Genomic DNA, 18,934 nt, shown 5'->3' on the forward strand with positions numbered 1-18,934 from the left:
TATGCATTGCCTAATTCATTCAAATTCGTTACTTGAATCATTGCCTTCCGCCTCCTTTTCATATTTTGAAGTCAAAAAAAACACGATTAGCCAAAAACCGTGTCCAAACATCGTATTCTCTATTCACGGAGTAACGATTGGGAGCAGAGGCTATTCAGTTGCATTCATGCTGCCTTGCTGCCGTGATAGTAAGCATATGTAACCCTCCCCCTTGATTTATTTTGAGACTGACATTCCAAGTATAATTGAAAACGTTTCACGAAGAAAAGAAAAAAATACGAAAAGTACCAATATTTATTTTAGAATCGATGAAAGTAGGAAGGGAGGCCTTGCGGCCTCCCCGGTAACGGGTTTCCGCCTAAACGGAAACCACCTCATTGTTCTGAATCAATTCGTTCAGCCTCCTTCCGAAAAAGATTTGTCGGCCCGACACCTTTATTTACTCATAGTTCGGCATGCTGCGGCAAGCGAAAGAATGACTATAATTGTTTTTTACGGATCGTGCGCGGCGGCCGGTCAATCCCGTCCAACCGGATCATACGCTTCCGACGGCCGACACCAAGAATAGGCATGTCCGAATGGCCTTCCAAATTCAACCTGTGCCGATTATTGACGGGGACACTGGGTTTGAAGGAGGGATATGAACTATTTACCTGAAGAAAAATCGAACATATGTTTGGGAATTGGGGTGAAAGGTTGCCTTCTCTATGATAGAATAGGAGAATCGAAAAACGAAGAAGAGGTGGGCGAATGGCGCTCCGTTTTGTCCTTGGCCGGTCAGGCGCGGGGAAAACTCATTATTGCATACGTCAGATTATCGATAGAGTGGCCTCGCTGCCGGACGGCCCTCCGCTCATTATGCTCGTGCCGGAGCAAGCGACATTCCAGACCGAGTACGCGCTCCTCAGCAGCCCGGAATTGACGGGTACGATTCGGGCGCAAGCGCTCAGCTTCAGGCGCCTCTCCTTCCGGATCATGCAGGAGACCGGGGGCACGGCGCTCGTCCCGATCAACGACAACGGGAAGAATATGCTGCTGTACAAAATTGTGAACCGGCTCGGCGACGATTTGGAGTTGTTTCAAGGCGGCGAGTCGCAGCGCGGATTTATCGAGCGGCTGGGAGAGCTGATGACCGAGTGGAAACGGTATGGCATCGATGCCGGGCTCGTCAAGCAATTTACAGAGGACATTCGCCCGGATGCCGGCAGTCCTCTGCTGGGACGCAAACTGCGCGACCTGCAGCGGATCGGGGCGGAGCTCGAGCGCGAACTCGAAGGGCTGTATGTCGATGCGGAGGATTACTTGAGCTGGCTCGTGAAGGGGCTCGGCGATACACCTGCGTTGAAGCAGGCGCAGCTATGGATTGACGGCTTCAACGGGTTCACGCCCAAGGAATTCGAGGCGCTGGAAGCGTTGATAAGGCATGCTGCGGACGTAACGGTCACGCTGTGCCTGGACAAGCTCTATGAGCCGGGGGAACAGCCGCATGAGCTCGATTTATTCCGGCCGACCGCGGAGACGTATATCAAGCTGAGAGAGCTGGCGGAACGCAACGGGGTCGGTATTGAAGAGCCGGTTCTGCTGATGGATGAAATCCCTCACCGCTTCCGGAACAGCCCGATGCTTGCCCACACGGAGCGGTATTATGGCGGGCGCAAGCCGCTTCGCCTGACGCCCGGCGAGCTTGAGAACGGCGCCGTTTCCCTGCATCGAGCCTCGGGACGGCGCGCGGAGGTAGAGGCGGTAGCCCGGGATATCGTGCGCCGCGTGAGGGACGAAGGCCTCCGCTACCGCGATCTTGCCGTTATGGTACGGAACGGGCCGGATTATAGCGATTACATAACGTCGGTGTTCGCCGACTACGAAATCCCTTATTTCTTGGACCAGAAGAATGCGGCGCTTCATCATCCGCTTGCGGAGTTTATTCGTTCGGCGCTGGAGATCGCCGTTCACGGCTGGCGGTATGAAGCGGTATTCCGCTGCATTAAGACGGAGCTGCTTATGCCCGAGGACGGATATGTGACGCGCGAGACGTTCGATCTGCTGGAAAATTACGCGCTTGCCGCCGGTATCGACGGAAACCGCTGGTTGTCGGAAAGCCAGTGGAAGCCGCTTATGCGCGATACGCTGGAGGGCGATCCGGTACAAGCGGGCGAGCGTGAGCAGCGCATGTTCCGGGCGATAATGACGGCCCGTGAGGCGGTAGTCCCGACCTTGAGGAAATTCGGCCGGGAGCTCAAGAAGGCGTCGAATGTGCGCCAGATGTGCGAAGCGCTGTATACGCTTCTTATCAATATCGATGCGCCGGACCGATTGGAGCGGTGGAGCCGGCAGGCGGCTGCGGAGAGCAGGACGCTGCGTGCACGCGAGCACAGGCAGCTATGGGACGGCGTGATGGACCTGCTCGACCAGTTGACCGAGATGACCGGCGGCGAGACGATGCCGGCAGAGCTGTTCGCCGGCATGGTGGAGACCGGATTGGAAAGCTTAAAGCTGGCTTCCGTCCCTCCCTCGCTGGATCAGGTGCTCATCGGGAGCATCGACAGGACCCGGTCCGGCAAGGTGCGCGTTTGTTACTTGCTCGGCGCGAATGACGGAATTATGCCGCAGCGAATCCAAGAGGACGGCATACTGACCGAGCATGAGCGCGAGAAGCTGGAGAACGGCGGTCTTCGAATGGCGCCCGGCGTGCGCAGGCGTCTGCTTGACGAGCGATTTCTCATCTATAATGCGCTGACGACGCCAAGCCGCCATCTATGGATCAGCTGGCCGATGTCTGACGAAGAGGGGAAGAGTCTGCATCCATCCGAGGTTATACGGCATATGAAGCAGTTGTTCCCCGGTATTCCGGAGCGGATGATCATGGGCGAACCGTCGCCGGGCATGCCGGGCGAGGAGCAGCGTTCCTTCATCGCGCATCCGGAGCGGACGCTCTCTTATTTGATCACGCAGCTCAGAGTGTGGCGGCAAGGGGGCGCTATCGCGCCGGTATGGTGGGAGGCCTTCAACTGGTATGCCGTCAGGCCCCAGTGGCAGGACAAGCTGCAGCGCCTTGTGCAATCGCTTGACTATACGAACCAAGAGACGTATCTATCGGCGCAGACGGCCGAGCTGCTCTATGGGAACCTGCTGCGTGGAAGCGTATCGCGGATGGAGCGGTTCGTGTCGTGTCCGTTCCAGCACTTTGCCATCCATGGCTTGAGGCTTCGTGAACGGGAACTCTTCAAGCTGGCCGCCCCCGATATCGGCCAACTCTTCCACGCGGCACTCACCCGCTTGACGGAGGAATTGGGCGACAGATGGGGCGAGCTCTCTCCGGAAGAAATCCGTGAAGCGACAGCCGTCGTAGTGGGCGAGCTGGCGATGCGGCTGCAATCGCAAATTCTGTTCAGCAGCAGCCGTCATCAGTATGTCGCCCGCAAGCTCCGGGACATCATCGGCCAGGCAGCCGTCATACTTGGCGAGCATGCGAGAAGGGCGCAATTCCAACCGGTCGGGCTGGAGATCGGCTTCGGTCCGGAAGGGCCTCTGCCTCCGGTCAGGATCCCGCTGTCCAAGGGAAGGATGCTGGAGATGGTCGGTCGGATCGACCGGGTAGACGCCGCGCAGACGGATGACGGCCTGCTGCTGCGCGTCATCGATTATAAGTCCGGCGCGAAGCAGCTGCGGCTGGAGGAGATCGCCTATGGTCTTGCGCTCCAGATGCTGACCTACCTGGACGTGCTGCTGACTGGCGCACCCGAATGGCTCGGACAGCCGGCGAAGCCCGCAGGCGTGCTCTATTTCCATGTACATAATCCGATGCTGTCGGCTTCCAATTCTTTATCGCGGGACAAGGCTCAGGGCGAGCTGCTGAAGCGCTTCAAGCTCAAAGGGCTCGTGCTCGCCGACGAAGAAACGGTCAGGCTGATGGACGGTTCGCTCGAAACGGGCTATTCGGAGCTGCTGCCGCTTGCGCTCAAACGGGACGGCGGCTTCTACAGCACCTCATCGGTAGCTTCGGAGGAGCAATGGGATACGCTGAGACGCTCGGTGCGCTCGACTTTGAAACGGCTGGGCGAACGGATTGCCGACGGCGATGTATCGATTGCCCCGTATCGGCTTGGAGGAAGAACGCCCTGCCAGTTCTGCGCATACAAGCCCGTATGCCAGTTCGATCCGCTGATCGAAGGCAACGGATATACGAAGCTGAGCAAACCGCGCAAGGACGAAGTTTGGGAGCTCCTGGCCGCTGGGAGCGAAGAGGATAGGTTGGAGCACTTCGGCGAGGTGCCGGAGCCTTCAGCGGGAGAACTTGCGGCAAGGAAGGAGACGGAACGATGAGAACAGCTGATTATCCGAAAAAGCCGGAAGGCAGCACATGGACCGACGATCAATGGAAGGCGATCGTTGCGGACGGCAGCAACATTCTGGTGGCTGCCGCGGCCGGTTCCGGCAAGACGGCGGTTCTCGTCGAACGCATAATCCGGAAGATAACGGCCGATACGGATGTAGACAGACTGCTGGTGGCGACCTTCACGAAGGCGGCGGCGGCCGAGATGAAGGAGCGAATCCGGATTGCGCTCGAGAAGGAGCTGGACAAGCGTCCGGAGTCGGAGCATCTGCGCCGCCAGCTTGCGCTTATGGGAAGAGCGTCGATTACGACGCTTCACTCGTTCTGCCTGGACGTCATCCGCAAATATTACTCGCTGATCGGACTTGACCCTGGCTTTCGCATCGCGAATCAGACCGAGGCCGACCTGCTGCGGATGGACGTGCTGGACGCCCTGTTCGAGGAGCGCTATGCGGAGGCTGAGCAGCATGATACCGGATTTACGGAATTGGTCGAACGATTCGGCGGCGAACGGGGAGACGGCCCGCTGTATGCGCTGGTCATGAGGCTGTATCAATTCTCGCAGAGCCATCCGTGGCCGGCTGTATGGCTGAAGGAAACGGCGGCGGCGTTCGATGTGGAGGATGCCTCCGGGCTGGGGGAAACCCAATGGGTCGAAAGCTTGGCCGGTACGGTCGAGCTGGCCTTGGAAGGGGCGGAACGTTTGCTTCTGCAGGCGCTGGACGTAACCAGGCTGCCGGGCGGACCGGATGCTTATGCGGCTACCTTCAATGATGATCTGGCTGTGATCCGAATGTTGAGAAGCCGTGTCGACAGCACGCCTTGGGAAGCATGGCATGAAGCTTTCAGGGCGGCCGGCTTCGGCAAGCTGAAGAGCCAGAAGGGGGATGGCGTCGATAAGGCGCTGCAGGAGCAGGCGAAGGAGCTGCGCGATATGGCCAAGGCTGTCGTCGCCGACCTGCAGGACGAATTCTTCGTCCGTTCACCCGGGGAGTTCGCCGCCGAGCTGCGGGATCTGGCTCCGCTGATGCATACGCTGGCCGGCCTTGCCGAGGAGTTCGGGATCCGCTTCGAGTCCGCTAAACGAGAGAAGGGTCTGCTCGATTTTGGCGATATGGAGCATTATTGCCTGCGCATTCTGCGCGATCCGTCTTCAACGCCTGGCAGTGCTGTTCCATCTGCTGCAGCTTTGGAATACCAGGCGCAGTTCGACGAAATATTGCTCGACGAGTACCAGGATACCAACATGGTTCAGGAAGCGATCGTTACGCTGATCGCGCGCTCCGGGGAAGGAAACCGTTTCATGGTCGGCGATGTGAAGCAGAGCATCTACAGGTTCCGTCTGGCTGAACCGAATCTGTTCCTTCGCAAATACAAGGCATACGGAACCGATGACGGTAGACGGTTTTTCGAGACGCTTCATAGGGAAGAAGCAGAAGACGCTTCAACCGAAATTTCAACAAAGACGGCTCTGATGACCCCGTTAGAATCGGCAGAGCCGGCCTCAAGCGAAGAGTTCGGCTTGAGAATCGATCTGGCGCGGAATTTCCGCAGCCGGCAGGAGGTCGTTGACGGAACGAACGGGGTATTCCGGGCGATCATGCGCGAGACGGTAGCGGAGATGGATTACGATGAGCGGGCTGAGCTTGTATGCGGAGCGTCATACCCGCCAGCAGGCGATGGGGGTTCTCCCGATCGCTATGCGATTGAGTTTGCGCTGCTCGACAGAGGGACCGGCGGCGATGAGCCGTCTTCGGAACAAGAAGCGGCCGCTGACTCGTCCGACGAGGAGCAGCCGGCGACGATGGAGGATCTGCAGACCGTGCAGCTGGAAGCGCGCTGGATCGCGAATCGGATCCTGCAGCTGAAAGGGCTGGAGACGCCGCTCCATGCGCATATTGATGCGCCGTTCGAGCCGTATGACGGGAAGCGGGGAAGCAAGCGCGCGCTTGCCTGGCGCGATATCGTCATTCTGCTGCGTGCGGACAAGCAATGGGCTCCTGTTATCATTGAAGAGCTGCAGGCGAAAGGGATACCGGCTTACGCGGAGCTGAGCAGCGGCTACTTTGAAGCGACCGAGGTCGAGACGATGCTGTCGCTGCTCCGCGTCATCGATAATCCCTATCAGGATATACCGCTTGCAGGTGCGCTGCGCTCCCCGGTTGTCGGATTGACGGGAGAGGAGCTGGCGCTCATCCGGATCGCGGCTGGCCGCTTGTCATATTACGATGCCGTACGCAAGGCGGAGGGCGATCCGTCGCTGCCGCAAGGCACGCGAAGCAAGCTGTCGGACTTCCTTAGCCGCCTGGAGAGCTGGCGCGAAGAGGCCAGGCAGGGGGCGCTCTCCGAGCTGCTGTGGCGAATCTTCCGGGAAACCGGCTATTACGATCTGGTAGGCGGCATGCCGGGAGGACTGCAGCGGCAGGCGAATCTTCGCGCTCTGCATGATCGGGCGCGCCAATACGAGGCGACATCCCTGCGCGGGTTATTCCGTTTTCTCCGCTTTATCGACAGGATGCGCGAGAGCGGCGGGGACTTGGGGACGGCCAGAGCGTTGGGCGAGCAAGAGGACGTCGTTCGCATCATGTCCATCCATAAGAGCAAGGGATTGGAGTTCCCGGTCGTCTTCGTTGCCGGTCTTGGCAAGCTGTTCAACAGGCAGGACTTGAACAGCCCGTTCCTGATGCATAAGGAGCTGGGCTTCGGACCGCGCTTCGTGGATACGGAGCTTCGGGTCAGCTATCCGACGCTCCCGTACTTGGCCATCCGGGAACGGCTGCGCATGGAGTCGCTTGCAGAAGAAATGAGGATTCTGTACGTAGCGCTTACGAGACCGAAGGAGAAGATGTTTCTCGTCGGTACGGCGGCGGATGCCGCCAAGCTGCTGCAGCGCTGGCAAGCCTCCCTCGATGCGGACGGACAGCTGCCGGATTTCCGGCTTGCGCAGGCAAAGCGGTTTCTGGATTGGGTCGGGCCGTTAGCGATGCGAGACGGTATTCCGCTCGCAGTCTATGAGATGGAAGATGAGCGAGAAGGCGTGGAAACCGAAAGGTTTGCTGCGCGTCATGAAGACCGGCTTGTCGAACGCTTGACGCTCGAAGGCGAGAGGTCGAATGATGCCATATTCGAGGAAACGGGTCTGGAAGCGAATAAGGTCGTGCCCTTCCCTTCGGCAAATCCGTTCCTTCAATGGAAGAAAGGAGTCGTCCCGGCATCTTTGCTCGGCATGGAAGCCGCGGCGGCGGTACAGACCGATGAGGCGGCGGAAGCCGAATTCGCAGACAGGCTGCAGGCGGTCCATGAGCTGATACCGGTATTCGAATCGCCGGAAGAAGCGCTGGAAATCGAGCGCCGGCTGGCCTGGGAGTACCCGTACCGGACGGCAACCCAAATACCCGCGAAGACGTCCGTTACCGAGATGAAGCGGCTGCATGCGCAGACGGATCTGGACGATCAGTCGGAGGTTCTGCTGATCCCTTCATCAGCTGGCGGAACGCAGGCAAGCGATACGGACAGAGCCGGGCACGGCTGGAATGGAGAAGATGCCGGTTCGACCGGCTGGGACGGCGCCAATGATCAGGTCGAGCAGGTGGAGCTGGTGTTCGGCGAAGCGTTCGAGACAGCGGCCGTACCGGAGGCGGAGACGGTGTTCGAGACCGAACCGTTCGTCAAGGCGTCGGGGGGCGGCGAATATACTTTCCGACTGAGACGTCCGAAGTTCATGGAGGAAGCGGCGCTGACGGCTGCCGAGCGGGGAACGGTCAGCCATCTTGTCATGCAGCATATCCCTCTGGAGAGTCAAGTGGATGAGCAGACCGTGCACGATACGGTCCAGCGCTTGCTGGAACGCCGAATGCTGACGGAGCTGCAGGCCGGGGCCGTCAATTCCGAAGCGGTGGCAGCGTTCTTCCGCGAAGAAGTCGGGCAGCGGCTGCTGCACGCGTCGTGGGTGAGGCGGGAGACGCCGTTCAGCTGTACCTTTCCGGCTGAGCGGGTCTACCCGCAGGCGACGGAGTCGTACGGCGGCGAGCCGATCTTGATCCAGGGGGTTATCGATTGTCTCTTCCGGGACGAGCACGGCCTTGTCCTGCTGGACTACAAGACGGACCGGATAACGATGAAGCAGTGGGACAAAGCGGCCGAGCGCCATCGGTTCCAGCTGACGCTTTACGCCGAGGCGGTCATGCGTATTCTGGGCGAGCCGGTGGATGCATGTTATGTTTATTTTTTTGACGGCGGCCGGGCAGTTCAACTGTTCTAGCCGATCAAATCCCGGGGGCGGATCGCTTTGGCAGCGATCCGCCCGCGCGGCATGGAGGGAAATGAAGTGCGTATTTTACATACGGCAGACTGGCATTTCGGGCGGAGTCTGGAGGGGCGCAGCCGTTTGGAAGAGCAGGCGGCCTTCGTGGACGAGCTAGCAGAAATCGTCAAAGACGAAGCGATCGATCTGGTGCTTCTGGCAGGCGACGTATACGATTCGGTCAACCCGCCCGCGGCTGCGGAGCAGCTGTTCTATGAAGCGTTGTCGCGGCTGGCCGACGGCGGGAAGCGGACGGTTGCGGTTATAGCGGGCAATCATGACCATCCCGAGCGGGTGGCGGCTTCCGCCCCGCTGGCATCGCGCAGCGGAATTCGGCTTGTAGGCTTGCCTACCGATGAGCCGCTAATCGTAGATGCGGCCCGCACGGGAGAACGCGCCGTAATTGCGGCGCTTCCTTATCCGTCGGAATCGCGGCTGCGCGAGCTGCTTAGCGAGGAGACGGACGAAGCGGCGCTGCGGAGCGCCTATTCGGAGCGTGTCGGCGCTCTAATGAACCGGCTGGGCGCATCATTCCGCCCGGACACGGTCAATTTGGCGATGAGCCACATCTATGTGCTCGGCGGTCTGGAGACCGATTCGGAGCGGCCGATCCAGGTGGGCGGGGCCTATACGGTTGATCCATCGGCGCTGCGCGTCGGCGCTCAATATGTGGCGCTTGGCCACCTGCACCGTCCGCAGCGTGTCGCCGGCGACGAGCTGATGCGCTACAGCGGCTCGCCGCTTGCCTACAGCTTCTCGGAAGCCGGACAGGCCAAATCGGTTACGGTGTTCGACGCCAAGCCGGGGCAGCCGGTCGCGCCGCAGGAGCTGCTGCTTCGCAGCGGCAGACCGCTTGTCCGATGGCAGGCGAAGGGCGGCCTGGAGGAGGTCTACCGATGGCTCGACGAAGGCCGCGATGCCAGAGGCTGGATCGATCTGGACATCTGGATGACAGAGACGATGACGCTGTCGCATATTCAACAGCTGCGGCGTATGCACGATGGCCTCATTCATATCCGCCCCGTATATCCGGAGATGGTCGCTAGCGATGAAGAGGCCGGCAGACCTCGCGACGAGCTGCCTGCGGAAGAGCTGTTCCGCCGGTTCTTCGCGAAGCAGACCGGGGGGGCGGAGCCCGATGCGGAGACGGTTCGGCTATTTCTGGAGCTGATTGCCGAAGAGGCGGATGAAGCGGCTGCTGCATATGAGCCGGAGGAAGGAGGGGCAGGCGAATGAAGCCTATCACATTGCGGTTAAGCGGTTTGCAGAGCTACCGCGCGATGCAGGAGATCGACTTTGCCCGCTTATGCGAGGCGGGCGTGTTCGGCATATTCGGATCGACAGGCAGCGGCAAGTCGAGCATTCTGGATGCCATGACGCTGGCCTTGTACGGCAAGGTGGAGCGCGCCGCGAACGGAACGCAGGGCATCATGAATCACGCAGAGAAGCAGCTGTCGGTTTCCTTTACTTTCGAGCTGTCCGGCTCCGGCGAACACCGGCGCTACCGGGTCGAGCGCCAGTTCAAGCGCGGCGGCGACGTGTCGGTCAGCAATACGCTGAGCCGCTTCGTCGAGCTTACGGCAAGCGGGGAAGTCGTGCTGGCGGATAAGCTTTCCGATGTTACCCGCTGCGTGGAGGAGCGGATCGGCCTGAAAATGCAGGACTTTACGCGCGCCGTCGTTCTGCCGCAGGGGAAATTCGCGGAGTTTCTGTCGCTGACGGGCAAGGACAGACGGCAGATGCTGCAGCGCCTGTTCCGGCTGGAGCGGTTCGGCGACGGGCTCGCGCTGAAGCTGAACCAGCGCATGAAGGCGGCGGAGGCCGCCTTGAACGAGGCCGCTGCCGAGCAGCACGGCCTCGGGGACGCTTCGGCCGCCGCCGTCGATGCGGCGGCGGAGCGCCACCGCGAAGCGGCAGCCGCGGCAGCGGCCGCGCGCGCATCGCTCGCGGAAGCGGAGCGGCTGCACGCGGAGCGGTTGCACGTGCGCGAGCGCCAGGAGGCGCTGCGCACGAAGGAAGCGCTGCAGGCGAAGCTGCTCGCGGACGCGCCGCGCATCGCGGAGCGCGAGCGCGAGCTGCAGCGCCTGACGGCGGCCGAGCGGCTGGTGCCCGCGATGGACGCCGCCGAAGCGGCCGAAGCGGCGCTGCGCGCAGCCGCTTCCCGCCGCGAAGCGGCCGGGCGGGCGCATGCCGCCCGGCAGGAGGCGGCCGCCCTGGCCGCCTCCGCGTGGGCCGCGGCGGGCGCCGAAGCGGCCGAGGCCGAGCCGCGCCTGGCGCAGCGGCTCGAGCAGCTTGCGGGCGCGCAGCGGCTTGAAGGCGAAGCCGCCGCGCTTGCCGCAAGCGCGACCGATGGCGAGCGCCGCCACGCGGACGCCGCCGGCCGGCAGCGAAGCTTTGGCGAGCAGGCTGCCAAAGCGGAGGAGACGCTTGGCCGGGCCGCGGCCAAGCAAAGCGAGCTGAAGGCCGAGCTGAAGCGGACGGAGCTCAGCGGCGAGGAGAGAGAGCGGCGCACCGCGCTGGCCAAGCGTCTCGTTCAGCTCGATTCGCTCCGCGAGCAGCGGAAGGCGGCCGATCTCGAAGCGGCTGCCCAGCACAAGTCGCTGACCCGACTTAGCGAAGCTCACGCCAAGGCCGAACAGGCCGGAGCGGAAGCAGCCGCCGGCTTGACTGGCGCGATGAATGCGCTGGCGCCAATCCGTCAGGAGCTGTACGCTCTGGATCTTGCGCTCCAGAAGACAGGAGATCGCCTTCCGGAGGTGATGGAACGGGCCCGGATCGAGTACCGCGAGCAGCAGCGCAGACAGCTTGCCGCCCAGCTGTCCGAAGGTCTGAAGAACGGAGAGCCTTGCCCGGTATGCGGCTCCTGCCATCATATCCGGGAACATCGTAAAGCCGCCGAAGAGGATACCGCAGGCACGGGCACGACGATTATGGATTGGGAGAAGCTTCAAGAGCGGACGCAAGCGTTAATACGGAAACTATCGCCGCTCCGCAGCAAGGCGGACGCCGTCCATGAACGGCTGATTGAATCGTTATCTGGGGAAGCGGAGCCGAAGGAGAACCAGGATCTGTTAACAGGAGCAGATTGGCAGCTGGAGGCTGCGGCTGCCATCGAAGAGCCTGCGCTAAGGCTGACGGAGCTGGTTGGGCAGGGTCCAGCATCGGATGCTGTCGCGTTAGCTGCATTCGATTCCTTCCTTGCCGCTGCGTCTCATACATACTCCGAACTTGAACAATCCTTTGCAAAATTGGAATCCGGTATCGGCCGTCTGCGTACTGCCTTCCTGGAGGCACAGCGAGGTTGCGAGTCGGCAGCCGGCGAGCTGCGTTCGCAATCGGCCGTGGACCGCAGAGCCCGCGAGAAGGCTGCCCAGCTTCAGGCTGCGCAGGCCGGCGAGCTGGCGTTATGGAAGGAGCAGTTCGGCGCCGAATTGCTTCCCGAGCTTGCCCAGGCGTTATTGGACGATTACGAGCAGCGGGAGAACGCCGCACATGAGCTCCGCGAGAGGCTGGACCGCAGCGTCTCGTTTATTGAAGATACGAACAGACTCGCTGCAGGCCATCGCCAAGAGCAGCAGACGGCTCAATTGGAGGCGGTCGAGCTGGCGGCTAAGCTTGCGAGCCAGAAGGAGCAATTGGAGGAGAAACGGGTCCAGCTGCATGCCCTGACCGGCGGGGAGCCGGCAGGCGAGCTGCTCACTGCAGCGAGCAGAGAGCTCGAGGAGCTGCGGGGCCGTTTGCAGCGTCTGAAGACCGAGAGCGAAGCCGCGCAAGCTGCCCTTCAAGAAGCTGCCGAGCTGCGCAGCGCTGCGATGGAGGGCGAGCGCACGGCGGCGGACAGGCAGAACGAGACGGCTGCAGGATGGATTGCCTCATTGGAAGCATCTCCGTTCGAGTCGGGCATGGAAGTTGCGGCCTTGCGGCCCTTATTGGCGCAGCAGGAAGCGATCGCATCCGAAATTGCCCGTTTCCGCGAAGAAGAACAACAATTGTCGGCCCAGATCGAGCTGCTGCGCGACCAGCTTGACGGACGGTCGGTTACCGATGAACAGTGGGAGCAATGCATTAGCGGGTATAGGCAAGCTCGCGAGCTCAATGAAGCGGCGCTCCAGATGGCAGCCAAAGCCGAGCGCGATCTGGAAGAACTGAAGGCAAAGCATGAACGATGGACGCAGCTGGAAGCCAAGCGAGCGTCGATGGATGCGCTGTGCGGCCGACTCAAGTCGCTTCAGTCCGTATTCCGGGGCAACGCCTTCGTTGAATATGTCGCGGAGGAACAGCTCGTCCAGGTATGCCGCGCCGCTTCCGAGCGGCTGGGCTATCTGACGAAGCGGCGGTATGCGCTGGAGGTGGATTCCGGCGGCGGGTTCGTTATCCGCGACGATGCGAACGGCGGCATCCGCCGTCCGGTGTCTACGCTGTCGGGCGGAGAAACCTTCCTGGCTTCGCTGGCGCTGGCGCTTGCGTTATCCGGTCAAATTCAACTGCGCGGCAAATATCCGCTGCAATTCTTTTTCCTGGACGAAGGGTTCGGGACGCTTGATCCGGAGCTTCTTGACACGGTCATTACCGCCTTGGAGAAGCTGCACACCGACCGTCTCTCCGTCGGTGTCATCTCCCATGTGCCCGAGCTGCGGGCAAGACTGCCGCGGCGGCTGATCGTAACGGCTGCCGAGCCAACCGGACTTGGCAGCACCGTCGCTTTGGAGACGATGTAAGCGGAAGAACGATCTAAAACTTGGCAATTGTGCCAATATCGACATTGAATCTTCATATGAAAAAAGGTATTGTAAATTGTAGTTTTGATTGTCACTATAAACATTGCGTCAGGAGAACGATAGTATCCTGCCGTATGGAGGTAATTGTTCGTGGAGCATCATCAGCAGCCGAAACGGTCGTTTTTCGTTCCTGCCCTTCTACTATTAATCGTGATCAGCGTGACCTTCAATGTGTTATTGTACAGCAAATCGATCTCGCGGGAGCAGGAAGACCGCGCGCAGAGAGGCATGGCTATTATTAGTTCGGGGGATAACGCGAAGCAGCATTTTCAATCCGTGCATGACGGCATTCAGGCACTGCTTGCCGACATCGATATAGCCAGCCGTTTGGCCGCGAAGAGTGATGTGGCTGCAGCTTTTCACCATGCACCGGATGTGGCTGCATTCATACAAGAGGCGGAAGCCGTCAGCGGCGAACCGTTCACTCCTGCCAAACGGGATGCAGGGACATTCACCTCGCAGGTTGAGCGCTCTCTCCAGGAGCTGGGCAATCATGAGGGACCCTTAACGGAAGCGGAACGCCTTTATTTGCAAGAGCTGGATTCGGTGTATGCGAAGCTGAAGGAAGCATCCGATCCGTTCAGTTTCAGCGATACGACCAAAGAAATCGCGATAACGGTACAAGCCGGAGGCAAGTGGATTGAGATCAGCAGGCAGCTGCTGAATATTATGAATGAACCTGAGAACGTTGAATTCTCAGCGGAGAAGAAGTAGGAGCAATAAGGAAGCTGGGAACCGGTTATGCCGGATTCCAGCTTTTTTTTTTAAGCAGGTAACGAAAAAAAGAATGCCTCCTCGATATGAGAAGGCATTCTGGATATGCTTGCGATTATTATAGGGAAACTCGACGAGCTGTAACATATTTCGACTTCCAGTACTTAGAGTTCATATCGGCGATGGTAACCCCTTTGCTGCTGGAGCTATGAAGAATTTTGTTGTTGCCGGCATAGACGGCGACATGACTGATGCTTTTTCCATTCGTGTTAAAGAAAACGAGATCGCCAACGCTTAAATAGCCCTTGGCTACTTTCTTGCCGACCAGCGCTTGGCTGGTGGTCGTGCGCGGCAGCTTTACGCCATTGAGCTTGAAGATGTACTGGGTAAAGGACGAGCAGTCGAAAGAAGACGTTGATCCGCTAGCGGAGCCTAATTTATAAGGTGTTCCTATGTATTCTTTTCCGGTTGAGAGAAGCCCCAGCGTTTCCGTGGTCGCCGCATTCGTCGTGCTGGATGCTCCAAAGGCCAAGGCCGAGAAGCCGATTGTTGTACACAGGCTCGTGATGACAATTTTCCGAAAAAAGTTTTTTACGCGCATAAGTATATATTGTCCCTCCGTTTGCTTGTTACTGGATCGATTGAGATTAGTATAGCACGCAAAAATTTCCTTAAATTTTCCACAAAGAGCGAAAAGTGAGTGAGAGCAAAAGGTTGCACTGTTTTATGAGATTTACATTAGAATGCTCTCATTTTTGATTCGTTCTTTATGAGAAGGGGTTAATAGACCATTATTTTTAGAAGAATTTGGGATTTTTAACGGATGTACATCATTATTTTATTCATGTTCATAACCCGCCCGCAGCGCAGGCAGGATGATTCTCTGATTCGGAATTAGCTCTTTCGTGCAAGGCTGCTTCTATATAAGGGGCGCGAGCCTATTTTTCATGGGCCAGGCGCCATTCGCCTACAGGCGAATATCATGATAAGAGAAGAAAGAGAAGCGAGGAGGCTGCGCTCTTTGTGCCGCCGATGGAACAGCAGCCGTTCATAGTCTACTAAATATAGGAGGTACATCCCTTGGAGAAAAAGGTTCAAACGTCCCCGACTGCCAAAATGACAGCAAAACCAAATACCGCCATCCAGCCGAACGAAAACAACCAGAAGCCCAACAGTCCGAAGCCCAATAAACCAATGCCCAACAGCAATATACCCAACAGCAATATACCCAACAGCAATATGCTGAACAGCCATATGCCAAACCTACCGATCCCCAACATGCCGAATAAGCCAATGCTGAACAGCCCAATGCCCAACATGCCGAATCAGCCGATGCCAAACAGCCACATGCCAAACCTACCGATGCCCAACATGCCGATGCCCAACAGCCATATGCCAAACCTACCGATGCCCAACATGCCGAATAAGCCGATGCCCAACAGCCATATGCCAAACCTACCGATGCCCAACATGCCGAACAGCCATATGCTGAACAGCCCGATGCCCAACATGCCGAATAAGCCGATGCCCAACATGCCGTATAAGCCGATGCCAAACAGCCATATGCCAAACCTACCGATGCCAAATATGCCGAACAACCCGATGAACAACAGTCCAATGGATACGCAGCCGATGGAAAAGCATGAGATGAAACAATGGTGCAAGGATCATATGCATCGTTATGTGCTTGCGCACACGAAGGATGGCTGGTGCTGTGACGGATTTGTCGAGCATATCGACGACGAAATGGTTTGCATTGCCGTTCCTCATTGCTGCCCTGGCTGGGATCCGCGCGATTTTACGCCCTTTAATCCTTATCCGCCCATCTATCCGTACCCCTATTACCCGCGCCGCCGCTTCGTGCGTCAGACTTTTCCGCTTGCTGCGCTTAACGGCCTGACCCTGCTTACTTTCTATTAAAAAGCAACGCGGCAAAAAAAACTACGCCTGCCGGCCGTCCATGGAAGGCGGCTTCTTTTGCAGTTGGACGAGCCCATTATTTTCCGATATGATGAACGTAATAATAATAACGAGCTGACGTCATTGCGGAAGCATCGATTGGAGGATAAGAGTATGGATTGTATTTTTTGTAAAATCGTCGAGGGGAGCATCCCTTCTAAGAAGGTGTTCGAGAACGAACGAATCATTGCGTTTCATGATATTCAACCGGCTGCTCCCATTCACATCCTGATCATACCGAAGAAGCATATTCCGACGATGAACGACGTTGCGGCTGAAGATGACGCATTGATCGCCGAAATCTTCTCGGTTGCGCGTCAAATCGCCAAGGAGCAAGGCGTTGACGAATCCGGTTACCGGCTTGTCAACAATTGCAATGCCGAGGGCGGGCAAGTCGTCTATCACCTGCATGTACACCTGCTCGGAGGCAAGAAGCTGTCCGGACTCGCCGGGTGATAAAAAACTATCGTGACGAGTACGTGTCCAAGTTGACACTGACTTTCGTTATGACATATAATGTAGTTTGATAAACCGTGTATGTACTTCTTGGACGGTCTGTTTCGGAGGGAGGGAAAACTGGTGTCTGAAACAAAAGTTAAGAAAAACGAGACAATCGATTCTGCACTCCGCCGCTTCAAGCGTTCCATCGCGAAGGATGGCGTATTGGCCGAGGTGAAGAAACGCAAGCATTATGAAAAGCCTAGTGTCAAGCGCAAGAAAAAGTCCGAGGCTGCGCGTAAGAGAAAGTTTTAGGAGGATCCTTCCACAATGAACCTTAGCGAACGATTGAACGACGATATGAAGCAAGCGATGAAGGATCGGGAGAAGTTCAAATTAACAACGATTCGGATGATTCGTGCATCTATAAAGAATCAGGAAATTGATTTGAAGCGTGCGCTCGACGATAATGAAGTCCTTGATATTCTAAGTCGTGAAATCAAACAACGTAAAGATTCCCTCCAAGAATTTGAAAAAGCCGGCCGCGACGATCTTGCGAAAGATATCGCCGCAGAAATTGAAATTATTAGTGTATACCTGCCCGTACAGCTGACCGAAGAAGAGATCAAAGAGATTGTTCAGCAGACCATCCAGGAAACCGGTGCTTCTTCGAAAGCCGAGATGGGAAAAGTCATGACCGCCCTCATGCCGAAAGTCAAAGGGCGAGCTGATGGTAAACTAGTAAACACGCTCGTGCAGCAATTTCTGCAATAACATAGGCTGACAGCCAAACACTCCCTTCCCAGGGAGTGTTTTTTCGGTTGTTCGCGGATATTTTCTAATCCTTTTTTCATTATAAGTTTTCATTATAAGTCCGTAATTGAAACGTTACATGTTATACTTACGTATAGAGGATTGTGGCTGATATGTGAACGGGCTGTGCCCGACAGCATGAACGGCCAAACTTGTATGACACTTCGTAAGTGAATTGCTCCACAAAAACAGATAAGGGAGGGGCAGATGTGAAGCGAGCAGGAACATGGATGGTGAAGGGCTGGCTGGCAGCCTTCGTCTTGTTCGTCAATGTGATGTTTGCTGCGGCTCCGATGGTGTCTGCGGCGGCTGAACAGCCAAACCCGGTCGGTCCCGCAGTGTATGTCATCCGGGCCGAGCAGACAGTCGAATCCGGGCTCCAGTCGTATTTGGAACGGGCGTATGCCGAAGCGGAGGAAGCCCAGGCCGAGCGAATCGTGCTTGTGCTAAACACGTTCGGCGGGCGCGTCGACAGTGCAGAGGCTATAGGTGAATTGGTGCGGGGCAGCAAAGTGCCGACAATCGCCTACGTACAAGGGAAAGCGGTCTCCGCAGGCACCTATATTGCCTTGAATGCGAAGGAGCTGGCGATGCAGCCGGGCAGCACCATAGGTGCGGCAGCCGTTGTCGACGGGTCTGGCAAGCTGATCGACAACCCGAAGACGATCTCCTATTGGACCAAAACAATGATGGCTGCGGCCGAACTAAACGGCAGAAACCAGAATATCGCCGCTGCGATGGTCAACACCGATGTTACGGTTGAGATGAAGGAGATCGGACGCACGAAGGAAAAGGGAGACATCTTGACGTTGTCCGCACCCGAGGCGGTCAAAGTCGGTTATGCCGAATATACGGCTGATTCGGTAGAAGATCTATTGAAGCAGGCCGGTCTGTCGGAGCGGACGGTTATCGAAGTGGGGCAGACGGCTATGGAACAGATTGCGGAGTTCTTGACCTCGCCTGTCATGAAGACGCTCCTGCTGATCATCGGGATCGCCGGCGTGACAATTGAGCTCATTATCCCAGGCTTCGGATTGCCCGGCATCATTGGCGTGGTCGGATTCGGCCTTTATTTCTTCGGCCATTACATCGCGGGCTTTGCCGGCATGGAGGATGTTGTGCTGTTCGTGCTCGGTATTGCCTTGCTTGTGAGCGAGCTGTTCGTCCCGAGCTTCGGGATACTCGGCATATTAGGGACAGTATCGCTAATAGCCGGCATTGTCATGGCCTCTCCGAATGCCGAGAGCGCGCTGCTGTCGCTCTTCGTAGCGCTCGTAGCGGCGGCTGTCATCGTGTTCTTCATCGCGCGGAGGTTCAAACACCGCGGCGTATGGAACAAATTTATTTTGAAGGACCGGATGACAACGGAGGAAGGCTATGTGTCGAGCAGCAACAAAACGACGCTGCTGGGCAAAGTCGGCGAAACGCTGACGCCGCTTAGACCTGCCGGAACGGCGCGCATCGGCGATGAACGGATCGATGTCGTCACGAACGGTGAATTTATCGCGGCAGGCACGCAGGTAGAAGTCGTAAAGGTTGAAGGAACACGTGTTGTTGTGAGACAATGTTAGAATCAGGAAGACAAACAATTGCTGG

Annotated in this window: 12 protein-coding genes; 9 read left to right on the forward strand and 3 right to left on the reverse strand. The window is 57.8% G+C overall.

What is annotated here, in order from left to right; translation table 11 throughout:
• Positions 1–750: 750 nt before the first annotated feature.
• From addB to L1F29_RS10095, 5 genes are all read left to right on the forward strand, one after another.
• Positions 751–4,323, forward strand: a complete 3,573-nt coding sequence (gene addB / locus L1F29_RS10075; protein WP_258388186.1) for a helicase-exonuclease AddAB subunit AddB — start codon at positions 751–753, stop codon at positions 4,321–4,323.
• Complete coding sequence (locus L1F29_RS10080; protein WP_258388187.1) at positions 4,320–8,594, forward strand: UvrD-helicase domain-containing protein; 4,275 nt, start codon at positions 4,320–4,322, stop codon at positions 8,592–8,594. The genes addB and L1F29_RS10080 overlap by 4 nt, the downstream gene beginning before the upstream one ends.
• 66 nt (positions 8,595–8,660) lie before the next feature.
• Positions 8,661–9,872: an exonuclease SbcCD subunit D gene (locus tag L1F29_RS10085; RefSeq protein WP_258389656.1), complete on the forward strand. Its 1,212-nt coding sequence runs from the start codon at positions 8,661–8,663 to the stop codon at positions 9,870–9,872.
• Complete coding sequence (locus L1F29_RS10090; protein WP_258388188.1) at positions 9,869–13,354, forward strand: AAA family ATPase; 3,486 nt, start codon at positions 9,869–9,871, stop codon at positions 13,352–13,354. Before L1F29_RS10085 ends, L1F29_RS10090 begins: the two co-directional genes overlap by 4 nt.
• 150 nt (positions 13,355–13,504) lie before the next feature.
• The gene (locus tag L1F29_RS10095) at positions 13,505–14,128 is read left to right on the forward strand and encodes a hypothetical protein (RefSeq protein WP_258388189.1); all 624 of its coding nucleotides are present in this window, start codon (positions 13,505–13,507) and stop codon (positions 14,126–14,128) included.
• A gap of 118 nt (positions 14,129–14,246) precedes the next feature.
• On the opposite strand, the gene L1F29_RS10100 is transcribed toward L1F29_RS10095, so the two are convergent.
• From L1F29_RS10100 to L1F29_RS34380, 3 genes are all read right to left on the reverse strand, one after another.
• Entirely contained in the window at positions 14,247–14,729 is a 483-nt protein-coding gene (locus L1F29_RS10100) for a C40 family peptidase (protein ID WP_258388190.1), read from the reverse strand.
• Between the two features lie 493 nt (positions 14,730–15,222).
• Positions 15,223–15,447, reverse strand: coding sequence for a hypothetical protein (locus tag L1F29_RS34375; RefSeq protein WP_373876494.1), 225 nt, complete (start codon positions 15,445–15,447; stop codon positions 15,223–15,225).
• 6 nt (positions 15,448–15,453) lie between these two features.
• Positions 15,454–15,726 carry a hypothetical protein gene (locus tag L1F29_RS34380; RefSeq protein ID WP_373876495.1) on the reverse strand — a complete coding sequence of 91 codons (273 nt, stop codon included), beginning with the start codon at positions 15,724–15,726 and terminating at the stop codon, positions 15,454–15,456.
• A 475-nt stretch (positions 15,727–16,201) separates the two neighbouring features.
• On the opposite strand from L1F29_RS34380, the gene L1F29_RS10110 reads away from it, so the two are divergent.
• From L1F29_RS10110 to L1F29_RS10125, 4 genes are all read left to right on the forward strand, one after another.
• Positions 16,202–16,543 carry a histidine triad nucleotide-binding protein gene (locus tag L1F29_RS10110; RefSeq protein WP_258388192.1) on the forward strand — a complete coding sequence of 114 codons (342 nt, stop codon included), beginning with the start codon at positions 16,202–16,204 and terminating at the stop codon, positions 16,541–16,543.
• A gap of 123 nt (positions 16,544–16,666) precedes the next feature.
• Positions 16,667–16,840, forward strand: a complete 174-nt coding sequence (gene rpsU, locus L1F29_RS10115) for a 30S ribosomal protein S21 (protein WP_046230300.1) — start codon at positions 16,667–16,669, stop codon at positions 16,838–16,840.
• 15 nt (positions 16,841–16,855) lie between these two features.
• Positions 16,856–17,299 carry a GatB/YqeY domain-containing protein gene (locus tag L1F29_RS10120; protein WP_258388193.1) on the forward strand — a complete coding sequence of 148 codons (444 nt, stop codon included), beginning with the start codon at positions 16,856–16,858 and terminating at the stop codon, positions 17,297–17,299.
• 248 nt (positions 17,300–17,547) lie between these two features.
• Positions 17,548–18,909, forward strand: coding sequence for an NfeD family protein (locus L1F29_RS10125; protein ID WP_258388194.1), 1,362 nt, complete (start codon positions 17,548–17,550; stop codon positions 18,907–18,909).
• Positions 18,910–18,934 lie beyond the last annotated feature (25 nt).

The sequence above is a fragment of the Paenibacillus spongiae genome (assembly GCF_024734895.1).
Lineage (GTDB): Bacteria > Bacillota > Bacilli > Paenibacillales > Paenibacillaceae > Paenibacillus_Z > Paenibacillus_Z spongiae.